This window comes from Enterobacter sp. D2, from assembly GCF_034427575.1.
GTDB classification, from domain to species: domain Bacteria; phylum Pseudomonadota; class Gammaproteobacteria; order Enterobacterales; family Enterobacteriaceae; genus Enterobacter; species Enterobacter cloacae_M.
This window is the reverse complement of record NZ_JAXQPP010000001.1, coordinates 1,940,080-1,958,418: the sequence shown is the minus strand read 5'-3', so window position 1 is coordinate 1,958,418 and position 18,339 is coordinate 1,940,080. Positions and strand designations below refer to the sequence as shown.

Genomic DNA, 18,339 nt, shown 5'->3' with positions numbered 1-18,339 from the left:
GGGGTTTTATGTTTTTCAAAATTGTTAGAAACTTTAAAGCCAAGATTGGACTGTTCTTATTAACCCTGTTTTTGACTCCAGGTTATGTTCATGCCAATACGTGGGAAATAAATGTCACAAGAAAGGATAGTAATTTATATCAAATTACTGGGAAGGATGCTTTTGTTAATACTAAATATTGTTATGTTTATGCTTATTCTGAAGACGCATATCTCAGGGTTGATGGCTATGATAAAAAAATAATTTTTACAGATAGCAAGGATTCATGTGATGTAGATAATGTATTTAGCATGGTTAATATTGGCTCAGGAAAGTATGAGGTAGAGGTTTCTAAAAAAGAAGATAACTGGTATGAGGTTTATGGTACAGATAATATGATAAAAACATCAATGTGCCTTAGTCTGGCTCTCAATGAAAAGGCTATTTTGTCCATGGATGGTTATAGTGCAGGAGAGTTGATTTTTGATGACGGAGATAGCTGTAATGTAGAAGGGGTCTACTCTCCTGTTCGTTTGTGAATTGGATCTGGGATCAGTATGATCTGTGGTATTCATCCAGCTATGTAAGGATATAAAATGAAAATAGAAGCTGATGTAAAAAACATATCAAAATTAAGCGATTATTATTTTTTAGTTCCCGATTATCAACGTGAGTATGTATGGAAGGTTGATGATCAGGTTGAACAGTTTATCATGGATTTAGACGATGAATACCAACCAGAGCAGAAAGATCAAAATGGTTATTTTCTCGGTTCTGTTATTATCGTCAAGAATGGGGAAAAGCATGATGTTATTGACGGACAGCAGCGGTTGACCACTATTGTCATCACTATGTGTGCCTTACGGGATCTATTAAAAGATAGATTGGATACACTTGACAAAAAAGGGCTGGAATATCTGAAAACTATTGAGGAATGGCTCTCTAGTTATGATATTAATAGTGAGGAAAATCTAATTAGACTAGATCTTCAATATGAAGAAAGTCGAGGGTTTATTTCGCGGTTAATTGAAGGGCAAACCAATACCTTTGCGGAAACAGCTTCAGTAAAAAAAATGGCTGACGCGTATGATCACATTCGTGATTATCTTAAATACCAATTGCAAGATAGCTTGAATGGATTAATCTCCTTCGCTCGCTTTTTTTTAACAAAAGTTGAGCTGGTTGTCATTGAATCAGAGAACTTAAGTAGCGCATTAAAGATCTTCGAAACGATCAATCAGCGTGGTGCCAGCCTTAATGCTATGGATCTTGTTAAAAATTTGATTTTCAGTCAGATAAAAGAAGAACAGTTTTCGGCAATAAAGACAACATGGAAATCCATCACTAATAACCTTGAATCTTGCGGCGAAAGTGATAACCCGCTTCGTTTTTTACGTTACTTTCTGATGGCACGATATCATCACGGGATTTTGCGTGAAGATGATATATATAAATGGATCATTTCAGCTGAGGGGGAACTGTCGTTGCAGTATAAGACACACCCTATGGTTCTCGTCAAAGAATTGGAAAAATTATCAGAACGATACGCTAACCTGGTCAATGCAACAAATGAAGCAGCCTACTGGCGCGAAAATTCCCGTTTTCCAAATGTAAGTAACATTGGATATATTAATAAATATCGCTCACGTCAGCATTTGGTTTTACTAATGGCATTGGACATTAGTTGTTCTGATGATGTAATGGATTTCTTAGGTGCTCAACTTGAGAGCTTTTTATTCTTTACAAATACAATGGCTATTCAATCGAAGACGTATGAGCAACGCTTTACTCAATGGGCTGTAAAGCTTCGGGATGTGAAAACGAAAGCAGAGATTGCAAATGTTGTTTCAGCAACACTTATACCTTTTGTTGTGGAGCGTTTAGATGAATTTAAAGAACGATTCTCAATTATTAATGACTATAATTTTACCCCTCAGTATCGCCAACGTTATGTATTGGGTAGATTAGAGAATCACATCCGCCATCTTTGCGGTTTTCCGGAAAAGAGCCAGCAGGCTATTCAGCAGATGCAAATTGAGCATATTCTTCCTCAGACGGTACGGAACGTCCCTGAAGATGGGGAGTTCTCTGATGCAAATCGAACAAGTTATCTCTACAAGCTTGGTAATGTAACATTATTAGAGGGTACAATTAACCAGTCCGTCAATAACTGCAATGATTTGAGTGAAGACTGGTTTTTGAAAAAACAAAAAGAATATTTAAACTCTGAAATCATCATGACTCGATTACTCCACTCCCAGTACTCAATTGGTGATAACACTGCATTAAATCGCTTTAAGCTGAAATATGGTTATGAATATCAAGACTGGTCCGCGGAAAGCATCACAGCAAGGCAACGCCTGCTGATGGATCTTGCCATTGACTGCTGGCGATTTAATGATCAGAGAATAGATGCTTATATAGTAAATAACCTGAGCACTGAACCTGGAAACGAATTTACGCTGTAATAATATCCTTCATCGCAAAGTCCCCCTTGGAGCGCTATGCTTACCAGGGGCTGGATATTCAGCCTGTATGCAGTAAGTAATGTTTCAGATATAACTAACTATCAGTCGGTTGCTCATCAATTTTTTAATATTATCAATTAGTTTAATCATGACGTGCAGGCCATTGAGATGAATGTCTCTCTTCTGCCTGTCTGGTTGTGAGGGGGCTTGATCGACCTACTGAGCGGAAAGGTAAACTGGCAGCAATTAGGAGAGACAACGAGGAACGGGTCACAGATATAACGAACTATTTGGGTGATTCTATCTATCTGTGCTGTTTCTGAGCTCAACGTTATCCACAACTATCCATTTTGTGCATGTTACTGCAAAGATGGATAGTCAATCTCCGCATAGTGTTGCAATGAGTTGCTATGTAACACATTGATCCTGCGTAGAATTTAAAATCCCTCGGCGTTCGCGCTGTGTGGGTTCAAGTCCCACTCCGGGTACCATGGGAAAACTAGAATAAAATCAATGATAAGCAGTGTCGTATAAACCACCGAAAGGTGGTTTTTTATTATCTGTTTTTCGCCATTGCCATTGTTTCGCCATTCGGCTTCGCCAGAGAAAGAGGGTATTACTGTCCCTCGAACACCAACCAAACGCGTACCACGCTATAGGTTACCAGCTGATTTCATCCCATCAGATGCTTTTCCATGATCTAATTATGGCAGGAAGCAGTCAAGCCTGACCCTCTAACGCCAGGCCCACCAATCGGTGGGCTTTTTGCTGGAGTAAGAGCAATTGAGGTCTTCAACGTTCGTCAAATACCTTGAGTATCGCAATTCGGTATATAAAGTAACCAAGTACAATGAGAGCACCAGACGCTGCGCCCCAGATAAAACGGGATTCGTCTTTTGAAAATGAAAAGAAATAAATACAGGACAATAGGCCCGCAGAAGCAATTCCCATCCCCAACCCGCGCAGAATTCTGGATGCTATTAGTTTGATAATGTCCTGAGTGTTCATAATCCACCAAAAAAGTATTTACACACTTCGTTAAATTCATGCTTGTTTACATCTGCTACGCTGCATGCGTCAAGAAAAGGTTTCAATTTATCTTCAACAAGAAAATACAGAAGATCCAAATCACCCATACTTTTAAGTCGGTAGTAGAGTGCAGGGTTTTGGTTTTCAAGCTTTCTGGCCGTATAGATAGCTCTCGATGTTTCTGCGCCAATCGTCAGAGCACTTCCGATGACTACGCCAGCGGCGAACGAGGTCATAATACGTGTCGATACGGCAGCACCTAGCTTTACTCCGGTTAGCTCAGCGAATATGAATTTACCAGCCATTACGCCTGTAAAATTTTGTGCAATACCCTTAATACTGTCCATGTTAACTTTTGACATGAACTCTCTGATTACGGCATTAACTATTTTTTGAGCTTCCTGATGAACCGATATCCCTCGTTTGAGCATGTTAGCCATCCTCACTCGATCATCAAAATTAGAATGACGATGAGTCGTGTCCATGAAGTCATATCCGAGGTAATACATACTGACCGGGAAAGAGAGCATTCCTTGGGCTACAGAAGCCAGGAAACCGGAATCGCCAACATCCAGACTTTTCAGCATCCTTTTTGCCAGAGATTTCGCGCTGTCCAATTCAAACCTTCCTTATGGTTTTGCTTGTGAAACAGACAGAATGATAATGAGGATACTACGAAAAAGAAAATGCAAAAGCCCCACCGAGTTGATGGTGAATTGTAGAGTTACACTTTTGTCGAAGCGTCGACGCCATGTAGACGCGGATTTTGAAGCAGCCATTCAAACGCTTGATCTTCCGCTGGATTGTGAGAAAAACTGGATTTAGCTCTCCGAAAATAGTGGCAGCAGAAGTGCAACCATCACCAGTGATTACCTGCGATTACCATATAAAAGAGTCTTACGTATCATAAGCTTATGATGCGTAAGGCTCTCTTATAGTTTTTAAAATCCCTCGGCGTTCGCGCTGTGTGGGTTCAGGTCCCACTCCGGGTACCATGGGAAACAAAGAATAATCAAAGCAATAAGCAGTGTCGTGAAACCACCGAAAGGTGGTTTTTTTGTGCCTTTGGCTTAGGGCGAAGTGATCGTATCTCATCATCGTCCCGATCCTGCTGTGCCCGAGAATTTGCTGTTATACCAGAAGGTTAAGCCTGACTCTCTAATAACAAGCCCAGAAAGCAGGGCGATTTTCAGCTAACCTGCAACCAATCTTAAACAAACATTTCACTCGCCAGACACAGGTTGCCGCCGCTGATAAACTGGTTGGTATCCACCCTGGAGAGCGGAAGGTTATTGTCATGCAATATGAAGAACAGCAGCTTATCAACGGCCTTTTCGAGCGTCTAAAACAGACCGGACAACAAAACAGCCAACGGGATGCAGATGCAGAGCGTCAGATCGCTGAATTTGTCAGACAGCAGCCTGCGGCCCCCTACTATATGGCGCAGTCGATTTTGATTCAGGAAGCGGCGCTGAAACGCCTACAGGCCCGGGTTCAGGAGCTTGAAAGCGAATTAGCCGCGCAAAAAAGTAAACCCTTGACGGGCGGCAGTTTCCTCGGCGGCCTGTTTGGTGGCGGGAAAAATAACCCGCAGCCTGACAACAGCTGGAATGCCCAGCCGCAACAGCCACCGGCGCAGGATTACTCTCGGGCGCCAGCTACTCGCGGCGGCGGTTTTATGGCTGGCGCGCTCCAGACAGCCGCTGGCGTGGCCGGTGGCATAGCGCTTGCCGAGATGCTTACCAGCATGTTCCATCAGTCGCGGCCGGAAGAGATCGTGAACATCATCGAAGAACCGACAATGCCCGTCGGTGGCGAACCGTTTGTCGGTAATCAATACGGCGAGGTTAATAACATCTCTGACACCCGTTTCCTCAACCAGAACGATCCGTTAGGCAGTAATAACGACGTCTGGCAGAATGACGATGTAGATGACGACTACAGCAATGACGACGATAGTTTTATTTAACGACGTTATCGTGTAACCACCGAAATGAAGTGAGCCCCGAAAGTTAGGTATCCAACTTTCGGGGTTTTGCGTTTCCGGGTCAAAAAAGCCTTCGCGGCTAAGCCTGAAGGCTCATAAATCACATTCTTTTTACTACGTTTCTTACTAAGAAACCTGTAAGAATTGCCGGAAGCAATCCAAACAAAGAGGCGATATCGACTAACGTATACTCCAGTTCTTCTATCCCATATGTGCCGAAATGATCCATCACGGAATCAGCCCATTTGGCAGATATCAAATCACACCCCACCTAAATACGCCTTCCTCACCTCCTGATTCCCCAGCAGCTCTTCACCGCTGCCGCTCAGCCGGATCTGTCCGTTAACCATCACATACCCCCGGTCAGACAGCTTCAACGCATGGTGCGCATTCTGCTCCACCAGAAAAATAGTCATACCGTTGCGGGCCAGCTCGCGCAGCGTCTGGAAGATCTGTTTCACCACAATCGGGGCTAAGCCCAGGCTGGGCTCATCCAGCAGCAGCAGCTTCGGACGGCTCATCAGCGCCCGGGCGATCGCCAGCATCTGCTGTTCCCCGCCGGACATGGTCATCGCGCGCTGCTTGCGCCGCTCCTTGAGGCGCGGGAAGAGGTCGAACATGGTTTGCATATCCTCAGCGGCAAACTGGCTGCCGAGGGGGATGGTCCCCATCAGCAGATTCTCTTCAACGGTCATATCCGGGAAGATTCGTCTGCCTTCCGGCGCCTGCGCAATGCCTCCGGACGCGACGTAGTGGGTGGATTTATGGCTGATATCTTCGCCGCCGAAAAGGATCTGTCCGCTGCGAATACGGGGCTGGCCAAAGATGGACATCAGCAATGTCGATTTACCCGCGCCGTTTGCGCCAATCAGCGCCACGGTTTCACCCTTATTGACCTCGAGGGAAACCTGCTTCAGCGCCTGAATGACGCCGTAGAACACGTCCACCTCGCGAAATGCCAGCAGCGGTTCGCTCATAGGGTGACCTCGCTTTCATCCGTACCCAGGTAGGCGGCAATAACCTTTTCATCATGCTGGATCTGCTCGGGTTTTCCCCTGGCAATAACATCCCCGTGGTCGAGCACGATAATGTCGTCCGAAATCTCCATCACCATCCCCATATCATGCTCAATCAGTAGTACCGTGATGTCATGATGATCCCGCAGAAAGCGAATAATGCTGCTGAGCTTATGCGTTTCAACCGGGTTAAGCCCGGCGGCGGGTTCATCCAGACAGATCATTTCCGGCCCGGTGCACATTGCTCGCGCAATTTCCAGACGCCGTTGCTGGCCGTACGACATCTCTCCCGCCAGGCGATTGGCGCACTCCACCAGATCCACCACTTCCAGCCAGTAGAAGGCCCTGTCCAGGGCGTCGCTTTCCGCCCGCCGGTATGCCGGCGTATTTAAGATCCCGGCAAGCAGATTGCGGTTAACGCGCATATGCTGCGCAACCAGCAGGTTTTCTACGACAGACATCTCGCGAAAAAGACGGATATTTTGAAACGTGCGCGCCAGCCCTGCGCGGTTGACCAGATGCGTTCCGCCGAACATTTTGTAGAAAAGACGCTGCCCGAACTGCGCGGGGTTAATCCAGTCTCCCGGCTGGAATTTTTGTCCGAGCACCTGAATAACGTTGGTCGTTTTATGGCGGGTATTAAATAAAATGTTGCCGCCGGAGGCCCTGTAGAAGCCCGTCAGGCAGTTAAACACGGTAGTTTTTCCCGCCCCGTTTGGCCCAATCAGGGCGGTAATTGAGCCACGCTGCACGTCCAGGTTGACGTCGTTTAACGCCTTAATCCCGCCGAAGTGCATCATCAGATGTTCAACGCGCAATATCGTTCCGTTCATGGCGCGACGCCCTTACGCACGGCAAACCCGCTGCGGTTAATGCGGATCAAACCGCGCGGACGCCAGATCATCATCACCACCATGAGCATGCCAAACAGCAGGACGCGGTACTCGGCAAAACTGCGCAGCAGTTCCGGCGTGACCGTGAGCACAAAGGCGGCCAGCACCACGCCAAGCGTCGAGCCCATCCCGCCCAGCACCACAATGGCGAGGATCAGCGCCGATTCAAAGAAGGTAAAGGAGGTGGGATTCACGAACCCCTGATAGGTGGCGAAGAACACCCCGGCAATGCCCGCGGTCGACGCGCCCAGCGTAAAGGCGGAGAGCTTAACCAGAACATGATTCAGCCCCATCGAGCGGCAGGCAATTTCGTCTTCACGCAGCGCTTCCCACGCCCGACCAATCGGCATCTGCGTCAGGCGGTGCTTGATATAGAGCACCAGCATCACCACCAGGAACAGCACCGCGTAGATAAAAATAAACTTCATGTTCGGGTTGTAGGTCAGGTGGAAAAATTCGTGGAAGGGCACGCCGCCTTCTTTCGCGCGTCGTCCAAATTCCAGGCCGAAAAAGGTGGGGGGAGGGGCCGAGACGCCGTTTGGGCCGCCGGTGAAGGTCAGCCAGTTGTTCAGTATCAGGCGAATGATCTCCCCGAACCCGAGGGTGACGATGGCCAGATAGTCACCGTGCATGCGCAGTACCGGGAAACCGAGCAGGGCGCCTGCGGCGGCGGCCATGATGGCCGCCAGCGGCAGCATGCTCCAGAACCCTAAGCCGAGATACTGGTATCCCAGCGCCAGACCGTACGCCCCAATTGCGTAGAAAGCGACATATCCCAGATCCAGCAGGCCGGCCAGACCCACGACGATATTCAGCCCCAGGCCGAGAAGCACGTAGATCAGTCCGAGAATGGCGACGGTCAGCACATATTTAGTGGCGACAAATGGAAAGCAAATCGCAAGGGCGATCACCAGAGGAATAATCCAGCGCATGCGGCTTTTATATTCCGGCGGCCGGACATATACGCCCGCGCTATCGACTTCGAAGCGCGCCTGAAAACGGGCGCCCGCGGCGGTACCTAAAAAAGCGCTCAACAGAAAACGCCCGAGCATGACGATGCCAACCATCCAGGCCAGTCGCTGCCCGGCGAAGTTAAAGCTGTATCCGTCCAGCACCACGCCCGCAATGGGGCCGAAAATAATCAGTGCAATCAGCCCGGAAAAAATCGCGTCCTGGATGCAACGTTTAAGTGAAAAACCGTGTGATGTCATCATTCTCTCCCTCACACTTTGGCCACTATCGGGCGCCCAAGCAGCCCCTGAGGACGGAAAATCAGGATCATGACCAGCAGGCCGAACGAGAAGACGTCTTTATAGTCCGAATTCACCATGCCCGAGAACTGGGCTTCCGCCACGCCCAGGATAAGGCCGCCGAGCATGGCGCCGGGGAGGGAGCCGATGCCGCCGAGTACCGCTGCAGTAAAGGCTTTAATGCCGATCACGAACCCGACGTAGAAATCAAAGGTGCCGTAATTCATGGTAATCAACACCCCCGCCAGACCGGCCATCGCCGCGCCGATCACAAAGACCAGCGAAATAATCCGGTCGGTGTTAATGCCCAGAATGGAGGCCATCTTACGATCCTGCTGTACCGCGCGGCACATCCGGCCCAGCCGGGTATGGTTGATAATCCAGGTGAGCACCAGCATGCCGGCAAACGAGGCAACCAGAATAAACACTTTGGTGTAGGTTATCTGCACGAACCCGTCGCCCAGATGCAGGCGAATAACGCCATCCAGCATGGTCGGTACCCCTTGCTGGCGCGGGCCCTGGCTAAGCTGCGCGTAGTTTTGCAGGATAAGCGACATCCCGATGGCGGAGATCAGCGGCGCCAGGCGCGTGGAGTTGCGCAGCGGCTTGTAGGCGATACGTTCGATGGTCCAGCCGTACACTCCGGTGACCACGATGGTGAACACCAGCGTCCCAAGGATCAGTAGCGGGAACGACTGCAGACCGAAGAACGACAGCAGCGCCAGGCCGATGGCGCAGAGATAGGCGGAAATCATATACACTTCGCCGTGGGCGAAATTGATCATCCCGATAATGCCGTACACCATGGTGTAGCCGATGGCGATTAAACCGTAGACGGAGCCCAGCGTTAAGCCATTGATTAACTGTTGCAGGAAGAATGTACTCATCTTAGCGCGCTCGTTTTATAGGCTGCGCGATGCGCGCAGCCGGATGTTTATTACGCGCCGACGGGCAGGCCCGCCGACGTTGAGCGTGACTCCGTCCCGTTACTGCACTTCCTTATATTTTCCTTTGTCGTCCCACTGGTAAACCACGTAGTCAGACACTTTCAGATCGCCTTTGCTGTCCCAGGCTTTTTTGCCCATCACCGTGTCGACGGAATTGGCTTTCAGCCACTCGCTGGCTTTGGCAGAGTCCTTGCCGCCGGTGGCCTTGAAGGCTGCGGCAATCGCCTGTACGGAGGCATAGGAGTAAAGGGTGTAACCTTCCGGCTCGAATTTACCAGCGCGGAATTTCTCGATAACCGCTTTACCGTCCGGAATAAGGCGCGGATCTTTACCGAAGGTCATGTAAATGCCGTTGGTGTACTGCGGGCCGCCCGCGGCGGTCACCATCTCTTCGTTGACAATACAGTCGCCGGAGAAGAATTTCGCCTGCACGCCCTGTTCACGCATCTGGCGAACCAGCGGACCGGCTTCCGGGTGACAGCCACCGAAGAATACGACGTCCGGTTTTTGCGCGCCGATCTTGGTCACCAGCGCGTTAAAGTCTTTTTCACCGCGGGATAACCCTTCATACATCACGTCCTGAACCCCGCGCTTCGCCAGCGCCGCTTTGGTGGCGTCAGCCAGGCCCTGACCATAGGTGTCTTTATCATGAATGATGACCACGCGTTTGGCTTTTAGCTTGTCGATGATGAAGTCGCTGGCCACCTGACCCTGCTGATCGTCGCGTCCGCACATGCGGAACATATCGCTCATGCCGCGTTCGGTGATCAGCGGGTTAGTTGAGCCGGGGGTAATCGAAATAATGCCCGCGTCGCTATACACCTCGGAGGCGGGCATTGTGGAAGAGGAGCAGAAATGGCCGACCACGGCGTTGACCTTATCCTGGTCAACTAAACGGTTGGCCACGGCCACGGCTTGCTTGGGCTCGCAGGCATCATCCCCCTGAACCAGTTTGATTTTCTCGCCGTTAATGCCGCCTGCGGCATTAATGTCTTCAGCGGCCTGCGTTGCGCCGTGCCAGTACTGATCGCCATAGGTGGCATTAGGACCCGTGAACGGCCCGGCCACGCCAATCACAATATCTGCCCGGGCGGAAAACGCCGTCACCAGGCAACCGGCCAACACAAGAGAAAGAGGAGTTCTGATAAATTTCAGCGACATTATTATGTTCCTTAGCAAAGAGGTTTTTGCACCACGGCGTAAACCCGAACGCCCGACGGCGCAGCCAATCCGAAACACGAGCAAGAACAAAATGCACTAAACGAACAAGATACAGACGGCATCCTGCATGTACGGCGAGGTATCCCTGCGCAGCGTCGCGCGAAGAACATTAAGCAAAAACGTTGCCAGAATGGTTAACCCTTTGACGGGCTTGTGACATGTCTGAGTATAGAGCGCCGCGTTATGCCGCCTTGCGGGAGGAGAAGAAATTACAGCGGAGATCACATATCGTTAACAATAAAGCCCATAAGTTGTGCAAAGGTCACGATTTGCACGTTTTTGCAGCAATAAAGACCTAAACTTCAGCCCGGAGAGGCGTGAGATATGTGTTAGGATCGTTTCCTTTTGCAGGAGTGTCAGCGATGACTGAAGGCCCATTGAATGAAAGCGAAATGGCGTGGCTTGAAGAGACGTTAATGTCTTACGGTCATGATGATGCGTCCGTGATTGACGTGTCCGAACTGGACGGCATGCTAACCGCGGTGCTTTCCGGTCCTGTTGTCGTTGAGCCAGATGCCTGGCTGGTGGCGGTGTGGGGCGGCGAGAAATATATCCCGCGCTGGAAAAACGATCGGGAAATGAACCGTTTTATCGATCTCTGCTTTAAGCACATGAACGATATTGCCGAGCGCCTGAGCGAGTACCCGGATCAGTTTGAACCTATGTTCGGCTATAACGACGTGGACGGTGAGAGCTATACCGTGGTGGAAGAGTGGTGTTATGGCTACATGCGCGGCGTGGCGCTGACGGACTGGTCAGCCTTGCCGGAAGCCCTGAAGGCCGATCTTGACGTGGTTGCGCTGCACGGGACGGAAGAGAACAGCGAAAAGCTGGATGAACTGTCCGAAGAGGAATATATTGCCAGCATCGAGCGTATCCAGCCTGCGGCACTGCGTTTATATCAATACTGGGTAAACAATCCGCAGCAGCCGGAAGTGAAGAAGCCGACGGTGAACGGCACGAAGGTCGGACGTAACGATCCGTGTCCTTGCGGCAGCGGGAAGAAGTTTAAGAGCTGCTGTTTGCACTGATAAAAAAAGGGGCTGATGATAGCCCCTTTTTTATTTAACCCACTTCCGGCAGCATCCCGGCTGCAATCAATACCTGCACCAGAATAATCACCACCCCACAGCCAAACACAACGCACAGCAGCGGTTTTCCCCCCGCCACGCGGTAACCCTGCTGCGGATGCTGCTGGCGGCTCTTCCATGCCAGCAGGGAAGGGAGCAGCAGGGCCAGGATAGAGAGCGCCACCCCCGCATACCCCAGCGCCATCACAAACCCGCGCGGGTAAAACAGCGCAAAACCCAGCGGCGGCAGGAAGGTGATCGCCCCCGTCTGTAACCGTCCGGCTACGGTATTGCGACGCTGGAACAGGTCGGCGAGGTAATCAAACAGGCCGAGCGCCACGCCCAGGAACGAGGTTGCCAGCGCCAGGTCGGCAAACAGGTGTACCGCCAGCTCCACGTGCGGGGAGGTAACAACCTCGCGCAGTGCCAGCAGAAAACCGTTCAGGCCAGCGTGTTGCGCCATCAGCCCAATAAAGGTCGAAGAGTCAATGCTGCCCAGCGTCACCAGCTGCCAGAAAATATAGGCGATCAGCGGGATCGCGCTGCCGATAACAAAGACGCGGCGCAGCTTGCGGATATCGCCGTTCATATAGCTGACGATGCTCGGCACGCTGCCGTGGAAGCCAAACGAGGTGAAAATGACCGGGATCGCGGAAAGCGCCAGCCCTTTTTCCAGCGGCAGCGTCAGCAGGTTGACCTTGTGCACGTGCGGGGCCAGCAGCACCAGCATGATAATCAGGAAGAGAATTTTGGCGCTGAACAGAAAGCGGTTAAACAGATCGACCAGCGATGTACCCACGCAGACCACGCCGCCGCCGATGAGCGCAAAGAAGATAGCCCCCGTCGCCGGGGTAATGTCAGAGCCAAACCAGTCGTTGACGCTGGAGGCGATGAGTTCCCCGGCGCCGCTGATATAGGCGGCGGTCAGGGCGTACATCAGGAACATCATGCTAAAGCCGGTTATCCACTGGCCGTAGCGTCCCAGATAGCGCGACGCAAGCGAACCCAGACCGGTGTCGGCGGGGACGTGCTGGTAAACCTCAAGCAGCAGCAGGGCGGTGTAGCACATCAGCGCCCAGAGCGTACCCAGCAGCAGCAGGGTCATGCCAAATCCCACGCCCGCGGCCGCCAGGGGCATGGCCAGCATTCCTGCGCCAATTGTCGTTCCGGCGACGATAAAAATACTTCCCAGGGTTCTGTTTTTCACGCTTTCCTCTACAACGATGCTTAACCGCGACAAAATCTGCGGCGCAGAGTAAGGGAAAAGCCGTAATTCGTCAAATCACCGTTACAAGTAGTGTAATGAATAATTTACGGATTATTGGTGCTCTGATCCTTTTTAGGTGGATGCCTACTTCATAAGGGCAATATTGCTGGGCGATATTCCGGCGTAACGTAAACAATAAATATAAATTATCAAATTAAGTGAGGGTTTTATGGCTGGAGAGAATCCCTTTACCGCGGCATGGAGTCGGGGAGGTAACCTGTTGTGCCATGGGCACTGGATAATCAGCTGGCAGAACCAACCCCTGATACTTCCCGAGTCCCGCCGCGAAAAGGATATGGGCACCTGGGCAATCTATTCGGTTATCGATCCTGAAGATGAAACCTTTGCACAAGGCTTACATGAAGATGAGTGGATAGTTGAGAATGTCGACTGGTTAACGGATATGTTCTTCGAGGTGGGTATTCCGCTGGAGACGTCCAGCTACCGCTATTTTTACCAGGCGGTGAATCCTCATGACTGGCGCTGCACCAGCTGTGCGGGGTGTATGTAAATTAACGCGGTGCCGGTTTTCGGCACCGCGCTGAAATTAATTCTGCGTATCGAGGGTGGAAAGTTCTTTATCAATAAAGTAAAGACCTTCGCCGGATTTCCCCACCAGAGACAATTTATCCAGTACGGATTTAAACAGCTTCTCTTCTTCGTGTTGTTCAGCGACATACCACTGCAGGAAATTAAAGGTTGGATAATCCTGGCTGGTCATCGCGGCATGGACCAGTTCGTTAATTTTCTGCGTGATCAGCTGCTCGTGCTCGTAGGTGGCGCGGAACAGTTCATCGAGAGAATTATACTCAGCAAAAGGTGAAGCCACGGTTTCAATGCGCGGCAGGCTGCCCGTATCCGTAAGATAATCAAACAGACGCTGCATGTGGGTCATCTCTTCCTGAGCGTGACGACGCAAAAACGCGGCCGCACCTTCGAAGCTGTGATAGCTGCACCAGGCGCTCATCTGCTGGTAGAGCAGGGATGAAAAAAGCTCAAGGTTCATTTGTGCGTTGAGCTTGTCGATCATTTCAGTTTTCAGCATGGTGACGCTCCGGATTATTATTTCTGGTTCACAATGAGCGACACTATAATTTGTTATTTAATTATTTGCAAAACGTAAATTTTTTATTTTATTTATTTAAAATACGAATGGGAATAAAACGCATTGGCGATTTTTATAATTTATTAATGAGAATTGTTTTTGTTCGTAATGAAATAAACTGCCAGCAAACGCTGGCAGCGTTGATTAATACCAGGGATTATTTGTCTTAGGGTTAACGGCGTAACCCATACATTTATACTGGATAGTCACGCTCTCGTTCAGGCACAAAGAGCCGCTCGTCAGGGTGCAGGTTTTAATGGGCTGACCATAGGCTGAGGCAGTGGCATACCCCATGCTCTGACACGCTTTTGCTGCCGTGCCGTTATTCACATACTCATCGGAATACGCATTTTGCAGCGCTGCCTGGCCGTAGTCGAGACGGACGATGCCGTTCGGCGCGTCGCGGCTGCTGACTTCAGCCTGGCGGTTGATACTACACCCCGCGAGCAGCAGGATTGTGCCGGCTACAATGACTCTTTTCATGGTTTGCTCTGAGTGGATGGAAATACCTTATCGTACCCGCAGATGCCCGCTGCAATGCCTGGAATAGCCGGACAATCTGCCCTCACTCTTCGCAACGGGTGAGAGGGGAGCGCTATCAGGCCAAATCCTGATAAGGATGTGATTAGCATCACAAAATGATTGATTTTTGTGATGGTGGTCATATTATAAGCACGTTGACAATAAAGTTGTATAACAAGTTAATGGAGCATCATCGTGAAACTGCGCAAAATCCTGAAAAGCATGTGGGCCAATTACTGCCGCACGTTCAAAGACGTGCCGCCAGGCGCCATGTTCTGATAAAAAAACCTGCTTCGGCGGGTTTTTTTGTACCTGCAGGCGATGAAGGGAAGATGTCAGGGGGCGTGTTTTGCTACTATGGCGGCCTTTAAATAAGGAGAAAACCCATGTCACAAAACCTGAGCGCCGATCAGGAACTGGTCTCTGACGTTGTTGCCTGTCAGCTGGTTATCAAACAAATCCTTGATGTTCTGGACGTGATTGCGCCGGTTGAAGTGCGCGAGAAGATGTCTACGCAGCTGAAAAATATCGATTTCGCCAGCCATCCTGCTGCCGCTGACCCGGTTACGCTTCGTGCGATCCAGAAAGCCATCGCGCTGATTGAGCTGCGATTCACGCCGCAGGGTGAGTCCCACTAAAGCAGGGAAAGGGGCGACGGCACGTGTCGCCCTTTGATGCTGTTAAAAGAACGTCTGGACCAGCAGGTAGCTCGCCGCGCACGCGCAGCTTACTCCAATCAGCCCAGGCAGAATAAAGCTGTGGTTGATGATAAATTTACCGATGCGGGTGGTGCCTGAACGGTCAAAGCCGATGCAGGCCAAATCACTGGGATAGGTCGGCAGGACAAAATAGCCGTAGGACGCCGGGAAAAAGGCGATCAGCATTTTCGGGTCGATGCCCAGCATGAGGCCCATTGGCGCAACGGCCGTCAGCGCAGCCGCCTGGCTGTTCACCAGTTTTGACACCAGAAACAGCACAATGGCATACGTCCACGGGTGGCTCTTCACCACGCCTTCCAGCGCCAGCTTTAACTCGTCGAGATGCGCCTGGAAAAAGGTATCGCTCATCCACGCCACGCCGAACACCGAGAAGATCGCGACCATACCGGCCTTGAACACCGCGCCGTTGGAAATCGCCGACGCATTAACCTTACAGGCCATCAGCATCACGGCGCCCGCAATTAGCATCATCATCTGAATGACAAGGTTCATCGACAGCGCCGTCATTTTGCCTTTCACTTCAAAGGCGGGGCGCAGTTCCGGGAATGCCCCCAGCAAAACGACCACGGCAATACCGGCAAAGAAAATCCACGTGGACCAGTAGGCCTGTTTAGGGAAACGCTGATTCATTAACGTCTCCGTACCGCCGTAGATAAACTCGCGCTGCTTAGGATCTTTCAGCTTTTCCTGAAACTCTATGTCGTCAGCCAGATCTTTCCCACGGCGTAAGCTCCACAGGGCCGCAATGGCTACGCCGAAAAGCGAAGCGGGAACCGACACGGCGAGAATTTCCAGGATCCCCCACGCGTGGCCGATCCCATGCTGGGCCGCCAGGATGGACACCAGCGACACAACGGCAACGGAAACGGGGGATGCCGTAATCGCCATCTGTGATGCCACCGACGCCACGGCCATGGGGCGCTCCGGGCGGATCCCTTTTTTCAGGGCGATATCCGCAATGATGGGGAACATGGTGTAGACCACATGCCCGGTGCCGCACAGAAAGGTCAGCATCCAGGTGGTGAAAGGGGCGAGCAGGGTGATGTGCTGCGGGTGTTTGCGCAGCAGGCGTTCAGCAAACTGCATCATGACGTTGAGGCCGCCCGCAGTCTGCAGCGTAGCCGCACAACCTATCACCGCAAGGATGGTCAGCATAACGTCAACCGGCGGTTTACCCGGTTGCAGACCAAAGACAAAACATAAAATAAAAAGACCAATGCCGCTGATTAACCCCAGCCCCATACCGCCGAAACGCGTACCCGTCAGCAGGCAGAGGAGAATGACAACAAACTCAATGGTGATCATGATGCTCCCTCGTCAATGATTATGTAACTAAATAAATCATCACACGTTGTGTGGTTAATCATTGGGAGCCAGATCTGATTTGTTAAATTTCAGCAAAAGCAGAAGGTTGGAGATGGGAAAAGTAATCCTGCCTCAGGTGGGAGGAGGGATCCCCACAAAACAATACCTGCACGGACGACTCCCTCTCCCTTGAGGGAGAGGGCTGGGGTGAGGGGGAACATACGGCTGTGGTGGTCATTCCGTTCACTTCATGTTCCTTGCTACTCTTTAACGACATGACCGGTGAACGTGCCAGGGCGGCTCAATCGCCGCCGCCCTGGCGACCCGGGCTCCCGGCTGTAAATCGCCGCTTCGGCGATTTACAGCCGGACCAGGACATCACTGTCAGTTATTCACTTGCCTGATACAAAACTCATCGCTTCAGTTTAATAAATTTCTGGGAAACCCTCAGCCCGGTTGGAGCAGATTAAAAAACTCAGTGGTGCTGTACCGCCACAATGTCGAGCAGATGACGGTCGGTTTGCTCAGGACATAAACCCGCCTGCTGCGCATTATGGATCTCATCCGCCAGCGTCTTCAGCAGCATGCCATCCTGCTGCTGTTCTTTGTCCATATCACGTAAGAATTTGAGCGTCGTAATGTCCTGCTGCGCTTTGGCTTCATCGGCCAGTTTGCTGAGCGTGCTGCAGCGTTGCTCATACTCTTCAAGCGTTTTCTGAAACAGTTCTTCCAGGCAGGAGTAGTTTTCGTTGATCCCATCAAGGGCTTTAACGACAGGATTTGCCCCTGCGGCTTTCAGAAAATTGAAGACACGCATCATATGGGTGACGTTACTTTGCGCCTGCGAGCGAAAGAATGTAGCAGACCCCGTAAGACTATTCTCGGCACACCACGCACTTAAGTGAAGGTGCAGGTTCGAGGCGTAGAACTCAAGGTTCATCTGCGCGTTAAGTTTTTGCATCATCGTTTGGGTAGCCATACTCATATCCTTATTGACTGTGGGACGTGATGTCCGTTGCTTAACCTGAGCGCCAGGCAAATACGAAGAAAAGAGCAGAAATAGACATTCTGCCGTGACCGAAGTCGACCGAAATTCACTTCCTGTGTTCGATATAAATAAGCATACCCTTGTCTTGAGTCTAAGAAAACTCTTAATCAGGCTGTATTTACCATACATTACAAAGTTTAATATAGTACATAAATACAATTAGCTCGCCATGAATTGAATGTGACTTAATAAGCTAATAATTAAGGGTTTTTACCATTAAGGCACACTGTTACTCTTTCGGGAATATTAAATTGGAATATTACTCCGAGAAAAAGAGAAATACGGTTTAATCGTTTCGAATATATGATGTGCCAATAAAATTGCGCTAAATCAATTTCTGCGAAATAACGTTTTTACAGGTGCGTTGTACATTCTTGATGAAAAACATGTTGAACCCCTTTAACGCCAGCTGCGTTTTGCCCGCTGAGAGGCATCAGGGATATCTTGGCTAATCTTATGGATAATTCTGCTTAACCCCTTTCTATTTGTCTGACAAATCCCGCCTTTATTATG

The 18,339-nt window shown here is 50.4% G+C and carries 18 protein-coding genes; 7 read left to right on the top strand and 11 right to left on the bottom strand.

Annotated elements, in window-relative coordinates:
* Nucleotides 1-8: 8 nt before the first annotated feature.
* Together SPG90_RS09405 and SPG90_RS09400 are read left to right on the top strand one after the other, a co-directional pair.
* Nucleotides 9-518: a hypothetical protein gene (locus tag SPG90_RS09405; protein ID WP_322408092.1), complete on the top strand. Its 510-nt coding sequence runs from the start codon at nucleotides 9-11 to the stop codon at nucleotides 516-518.
* 57 nt (nucleotides 519-575) lie between these two features.
* Nucleotides 576-2,447 (top strand): DUF262 domain-containing HNH endonuclease family protein, encoded by a 1,872-nt coding sequence (locus tag SPG90_RS09400; RefSeq protein ID WP_322408091.1) that lies wholly within the window; start codon nucleotides 576-578, stop codon nucleotides 2,445-2,447.
* Between the two features lie 1,004 nt (nucleotides 2,448-3,451).
* Here SPG90_RS09400 and SPG90_RS09395 read toward each other — a convergent pair.
* Nucleotides 3,452-4,093, bottom strand: a complete 642-nt coding sequence (locus SPG90_RS09395; protein WP_241238609.1) for a hypothetical protein — start codon at nucleotides 4,091-4,093, stop codon at nucleotides 3,452-3,454.
* Nucleotides 4,094-4,773: 680 nt separating this feature from the next.
* Between SPG90_RS09395 and SPG90_RS09390 the strand changes: the two genes are divergently transcribed.
* Nucleotides 4,774-5,445 carry a DUF2076 domain-containing protein gene (locus SPG90_RS09390; protein ID WP_322408090.1) on the top strand — a complete coding sequence of 224 codons (672 nt, stop codon included), beginning with the start codon at nucleotides 4,774-4,776 and terminating at the stop codon, nucleotides 5,443-5,445.
* 278 nt (nucleotides 5,446-5,723) lie between these two features.
* On the opposite strand, the gene SPG90_RS09385 is transcribed toward SPG90_RS09390, so the two are convergent.
* The 5 genes from SPG90_RS09385 to SPG90_RS09365 all read right to left on the bottom strand — a co-directional run bounded on the left by SPG90_RS09385 (nucleotide 5,724) and on the right by SPG90_RS09365 (nucleotide 10,730).
* Nucleotides 5,724-6,440, bottom strand: a complete 717-nt coding sequence (locus tag SPG90_RS09385; RefSeq protein ID WP_126303811.1) for an ABC transporter ATP-binding protein — start codon at nucleotides 6,438-6,440, stop codon at nucleotides 5,724-5,726.
* Nucleotides 6,437-7,312 (bottom strand): ATP-binding cassette domain-containing protein, encoded by an 876-nt coding sequence (locus SPG90_RS09380; RefSeq protein ID WP_045356847.1) that lies wholly within the window; start codon nucleotides 7,310-7,312, stop codon nucleotides 6,437-6,439. Before SPG90_RS09380 ends, SPG90_RS09385 begins: the two co-directional genes overlap by 4 nt.
* Nucleotides 7,309-8,583, bottom strand: a complete 1,275-nt coding sequence (livM, locus tag SPG90_RS09375; RefSeq protein WP_322408159.1) for a high-affinity branched-chain amino acid ABC transporter permease LivM — start codon at nucleotides 8,581-8,583, stop codon at nucleotides 7,309-7,311. Before livM ends, SPG90_RS09380 begins: the two co-directional genes overlap by 4 nt.
* Nucleotides 8,584-8,594: 11 nt before the next feature.
* Nucleotides 8,595-9,509, bottom strand: a complete 915-nt coding sequence (locus SPG90_RS09370; RefSeq protein ID WP_023312278.1) for an ABC transporter permease subunit — start codon at nucleotides 9,507-9,509, stop codon at nucleotides 8,595-8,597.
* A 99-nt stretch (nucleotides 9,510-9,608) separates the two neighbouring features.
* Nucleotides 9,609-10,730, bottom strand: a complete 1,122-nt coding sequence (locus SPG90_RS09365) for a branched-chain amino acid ABC transporter substrate-binding protein (protein WP_059445062.1) — start codon at nucleotides 10,728-10,730, stop codon at nucleotides 9,609-9,611.
* 422 nt (nucleotides 10,731-11,152) lie between these two features.
* Here SPG90_RS09365 and SPG90_RS09360 point away from each other — a divergent pair, with 422 nt between their 5' ends.
* Nucleotides 11,153-11,821: a YecA family protein gene (locus SPG90_RS09360; protein ID WP_047173104.1), complete on the top strand. Its 669-nt coding sequence runs from the start codon at nucleotides 11,153-11,155 to the stop codon at nucleotides 11,819-11,821.
* Between the two features lie 34 nt (nucleotides 11,822-11,855).
* Here SPG90_RS09360 and tyrP read toward each other — a convergent pair whose 3' ends face one another.
* Nucleotides 11,856-13,067, bottom strand: a complete 1,212-nt coding sequence (gene tyrP, locus SPG90_RS09355) for a tyrosine transporter TyrP (RefSeq protein ID WP_126303809.1) — start codon at nucleotides 13,065-13,067, stop codon at nucleotides 11,856-11,858.
* Nucleotides 13,068-13,296: 229 nt separating this feature from the next.
* On the opposite strand from tyrP, the gene SPG90_RS09350 reads away from it, so the two are divergent.
* The gene (locus SPG90_RS09350; protein WP_126303807.1) at nucleotides 13,297-13,638 is read left to right on the top strand and encodes a hypothetical protein; all 342 of its coding nucleotides are present in this window, start codon (nucleotides 13,297-13,299) and stop codon (nucleotides 13,636-13,638) included.
* A gap of 36 nt (nucleotides 13,639-13,674) precedes the next feature.
* On the opposite strand, the gene ftnA is transcribed toward SPG90_RS09350, so the two are convergent.
* Both ftnA and yecR read right to left on the bottom strand, forming a co-directional pair.
* The gene (gene ftnA, locus SPG90_RS09345) at nucleotides 13,675-14,172 is read right to left on the bottom strand and encodes a non-heme ferritin (protein ID WP_014884366.1); all 498 of its coding nucleotides are present in this window, start codon (nucleotides 14,170-14,172) and stop codon (nucleotides 13,675-13,677) included.
* Between the two features lie 204 nt (nucleotides 14,173-14,376).
* Nucleotides 14,377-14,715: a YecR family lipoprotein gene (yecR, locus tag SPG90_RS09340; protein WP_023312272.1), complete on the bottom strand. Its 339-nt coding sequence runs from the start codon at nucleotides 14,713-14,715 to the stop codon at nucleotides 14,377-14,379.
* Nucleotides 14,716-14,949: 234 nt separating this feature from the next.
* Here yecR and azuC point away from each other — a divergent pair, with 234 nt between their 5' ends.
* Complete coding sequence (gene azuC / locus SPG90_RS09335) at nucleotides 14,950-15,033, top strand: stress response protein AzuC (RefSeq protein WP_014884364.1); 84 nt, start codon at nucleotides 14,950-14,952, stop codon at nucleotides 15,031-15,033.
* 107 nt (nucleotides 15,034-15,140) lie between these two features.
* Entirely contained in the window at nucleotides 15,141-15,392 is a 252-nt protein-coding gene (locus tag SPG90_RS09330; protein WP_008500405.1) for a DUF2766 family protein, read from the top strand.
* A gap of 42 nt (nucleotides 15,393-15,434) precedes the next feature.
* Here the strand turns inward: SPG90_RS09330 and SPG90_RS09325 are convergent, their stop codons facing one another.
* Together SPG90_RS09325 and SPG90_RS09320 are read right to left on the bottom strand one after the other, a co-directional pair.
* On the bottom strand, nucleotides 15,435-16,778 hold the full coding sequence (locus SPG90_RS09325) for an anaerobic C4-dicarboxylate transporter (RefSeq protein ID WP_023312271.1): 1,344 nt from the start codon (nucleotides 16,776-16,778) through the stop codon (nucleotides 15,435-15,437).
* A gap of 475 nt (nucleotides 16,779-17,253) precedes the next feature.
* Nucleotides 17,254-17,757, bottom strand: coding sequence for a non-heme ferritin-like protein (locus tag SPG90_RS09320; protein WP_023312270.1), 504 nt, complete (start codon nucleotides 17,755-17,757; stop codon nucleotides 17,254-17,256).
* Nucleotides 17,758-18,339 lie beyond the last annotated feature (582 nt).

Bases quoted from the DNA above. Each gene is read 5' to 3' on its own strand.
- yecR (WP_023312272.1), bottom strand. From the start codon at position 14,715: ATGAAAAGAGTCATTGTAGCCGGCACAATCCTGCTGCTCGCGGGGTGT.
- SPG90_RS09390 (WP_322408090.1), top strand. From the start codon at position 4,774: ATGCAATATGAAGAACAGCAGCTTATCAACGGCCTTTTCGAGCGTCTA.
- SPG90_RS09400 (WP_322408091.1), top strand. From the start codon at position 576: ATGAAAATAGAAGCTGATGTAAAAAACATATCAAAATTAAGCGATTAT.
- SPG90_RS09405 (WP_322408092.1), top strand. From the start codon at position 9: ATGTTTTTCAAAATTGTTAGAAACTTTAAAGCCAAGATTGGACTGTTC.
- SPG90_RS09385 (WP_126303811.1), bottom strand. From the start codon at position 6,440: ATGAGCGAACCGCTGCTGGCATTTCGCGAGGTGGACGTGTTCTACGGC.
- SPG90_RS09350 (WP_126303807.1), top strand. From the start codon at position 13,297: ATGGCTGGAGAGAATCCCTTTACCGCGGCATGGAGTCGGGGAGGTAAC.
- ftnA (WP_014884366.1), bottom strand. From the start codon at position 14,172: ATGCTGAAAACTGAAATGATCGACAAGCTCAACGCACAAATGAACCTT.
- SPG90_RS09365 (WP_059445062.1), bottom strand. From the start codon at position 10,730: ATGTCGCTGAAATTTATCAGAACTCCTCTTTCTCTTGTGTTGGCCGGT.
- SPG90_RS09320 (WP_023312270.1), bottom strand. From the start codon at position 17,757: ATGGCTACCCAAACGATGATGCAAAAACTTAACGCGCAGATGAACCTT.
- SPG90_RS09380 (WP_045356847.1), bottom strand. From the start codon at position 7,312: ATGAACGGAACGATATTGCGCGTTGAACATCTGATGATGCACTTCGGC.
- livM (WP_322408159.1), bottom strand. From the start codon at position 8,583: ATGACATCACACGGTTTTTCACTTAAACGTTGCATCCAGGACGCGATT.
- SPG90_RS09330 (WP_008500405.1), top strand. From the start codon at position 15,141: ATGTCACAAAACCTGAGCGCCGATCAGGAACTGGTCTCTGACGTTGTT.
- SPG90_RS09325 (WP_023312271.1), bottom strand. From the start codon at position 16,778: ATGATCACCATTGAGTTTGTTGTCATTCTCCTCTGCCTGCTGACGGGT.
- SPG90_RS09360 (WP_047173104.1), top strand. From the start codon at position 11,153: ATGACTGAAGGCCCATTGAATGAAAGCGAAATGGCGTGGCTTGAAGAG.
- SPG90_RS09370 (WP_023312278.1), bottom strand. From the start codon at position 9,509: ATGAGTACATTCTTCCTGCAACAGTTAATCAATGGCTTAACGCTGGGC.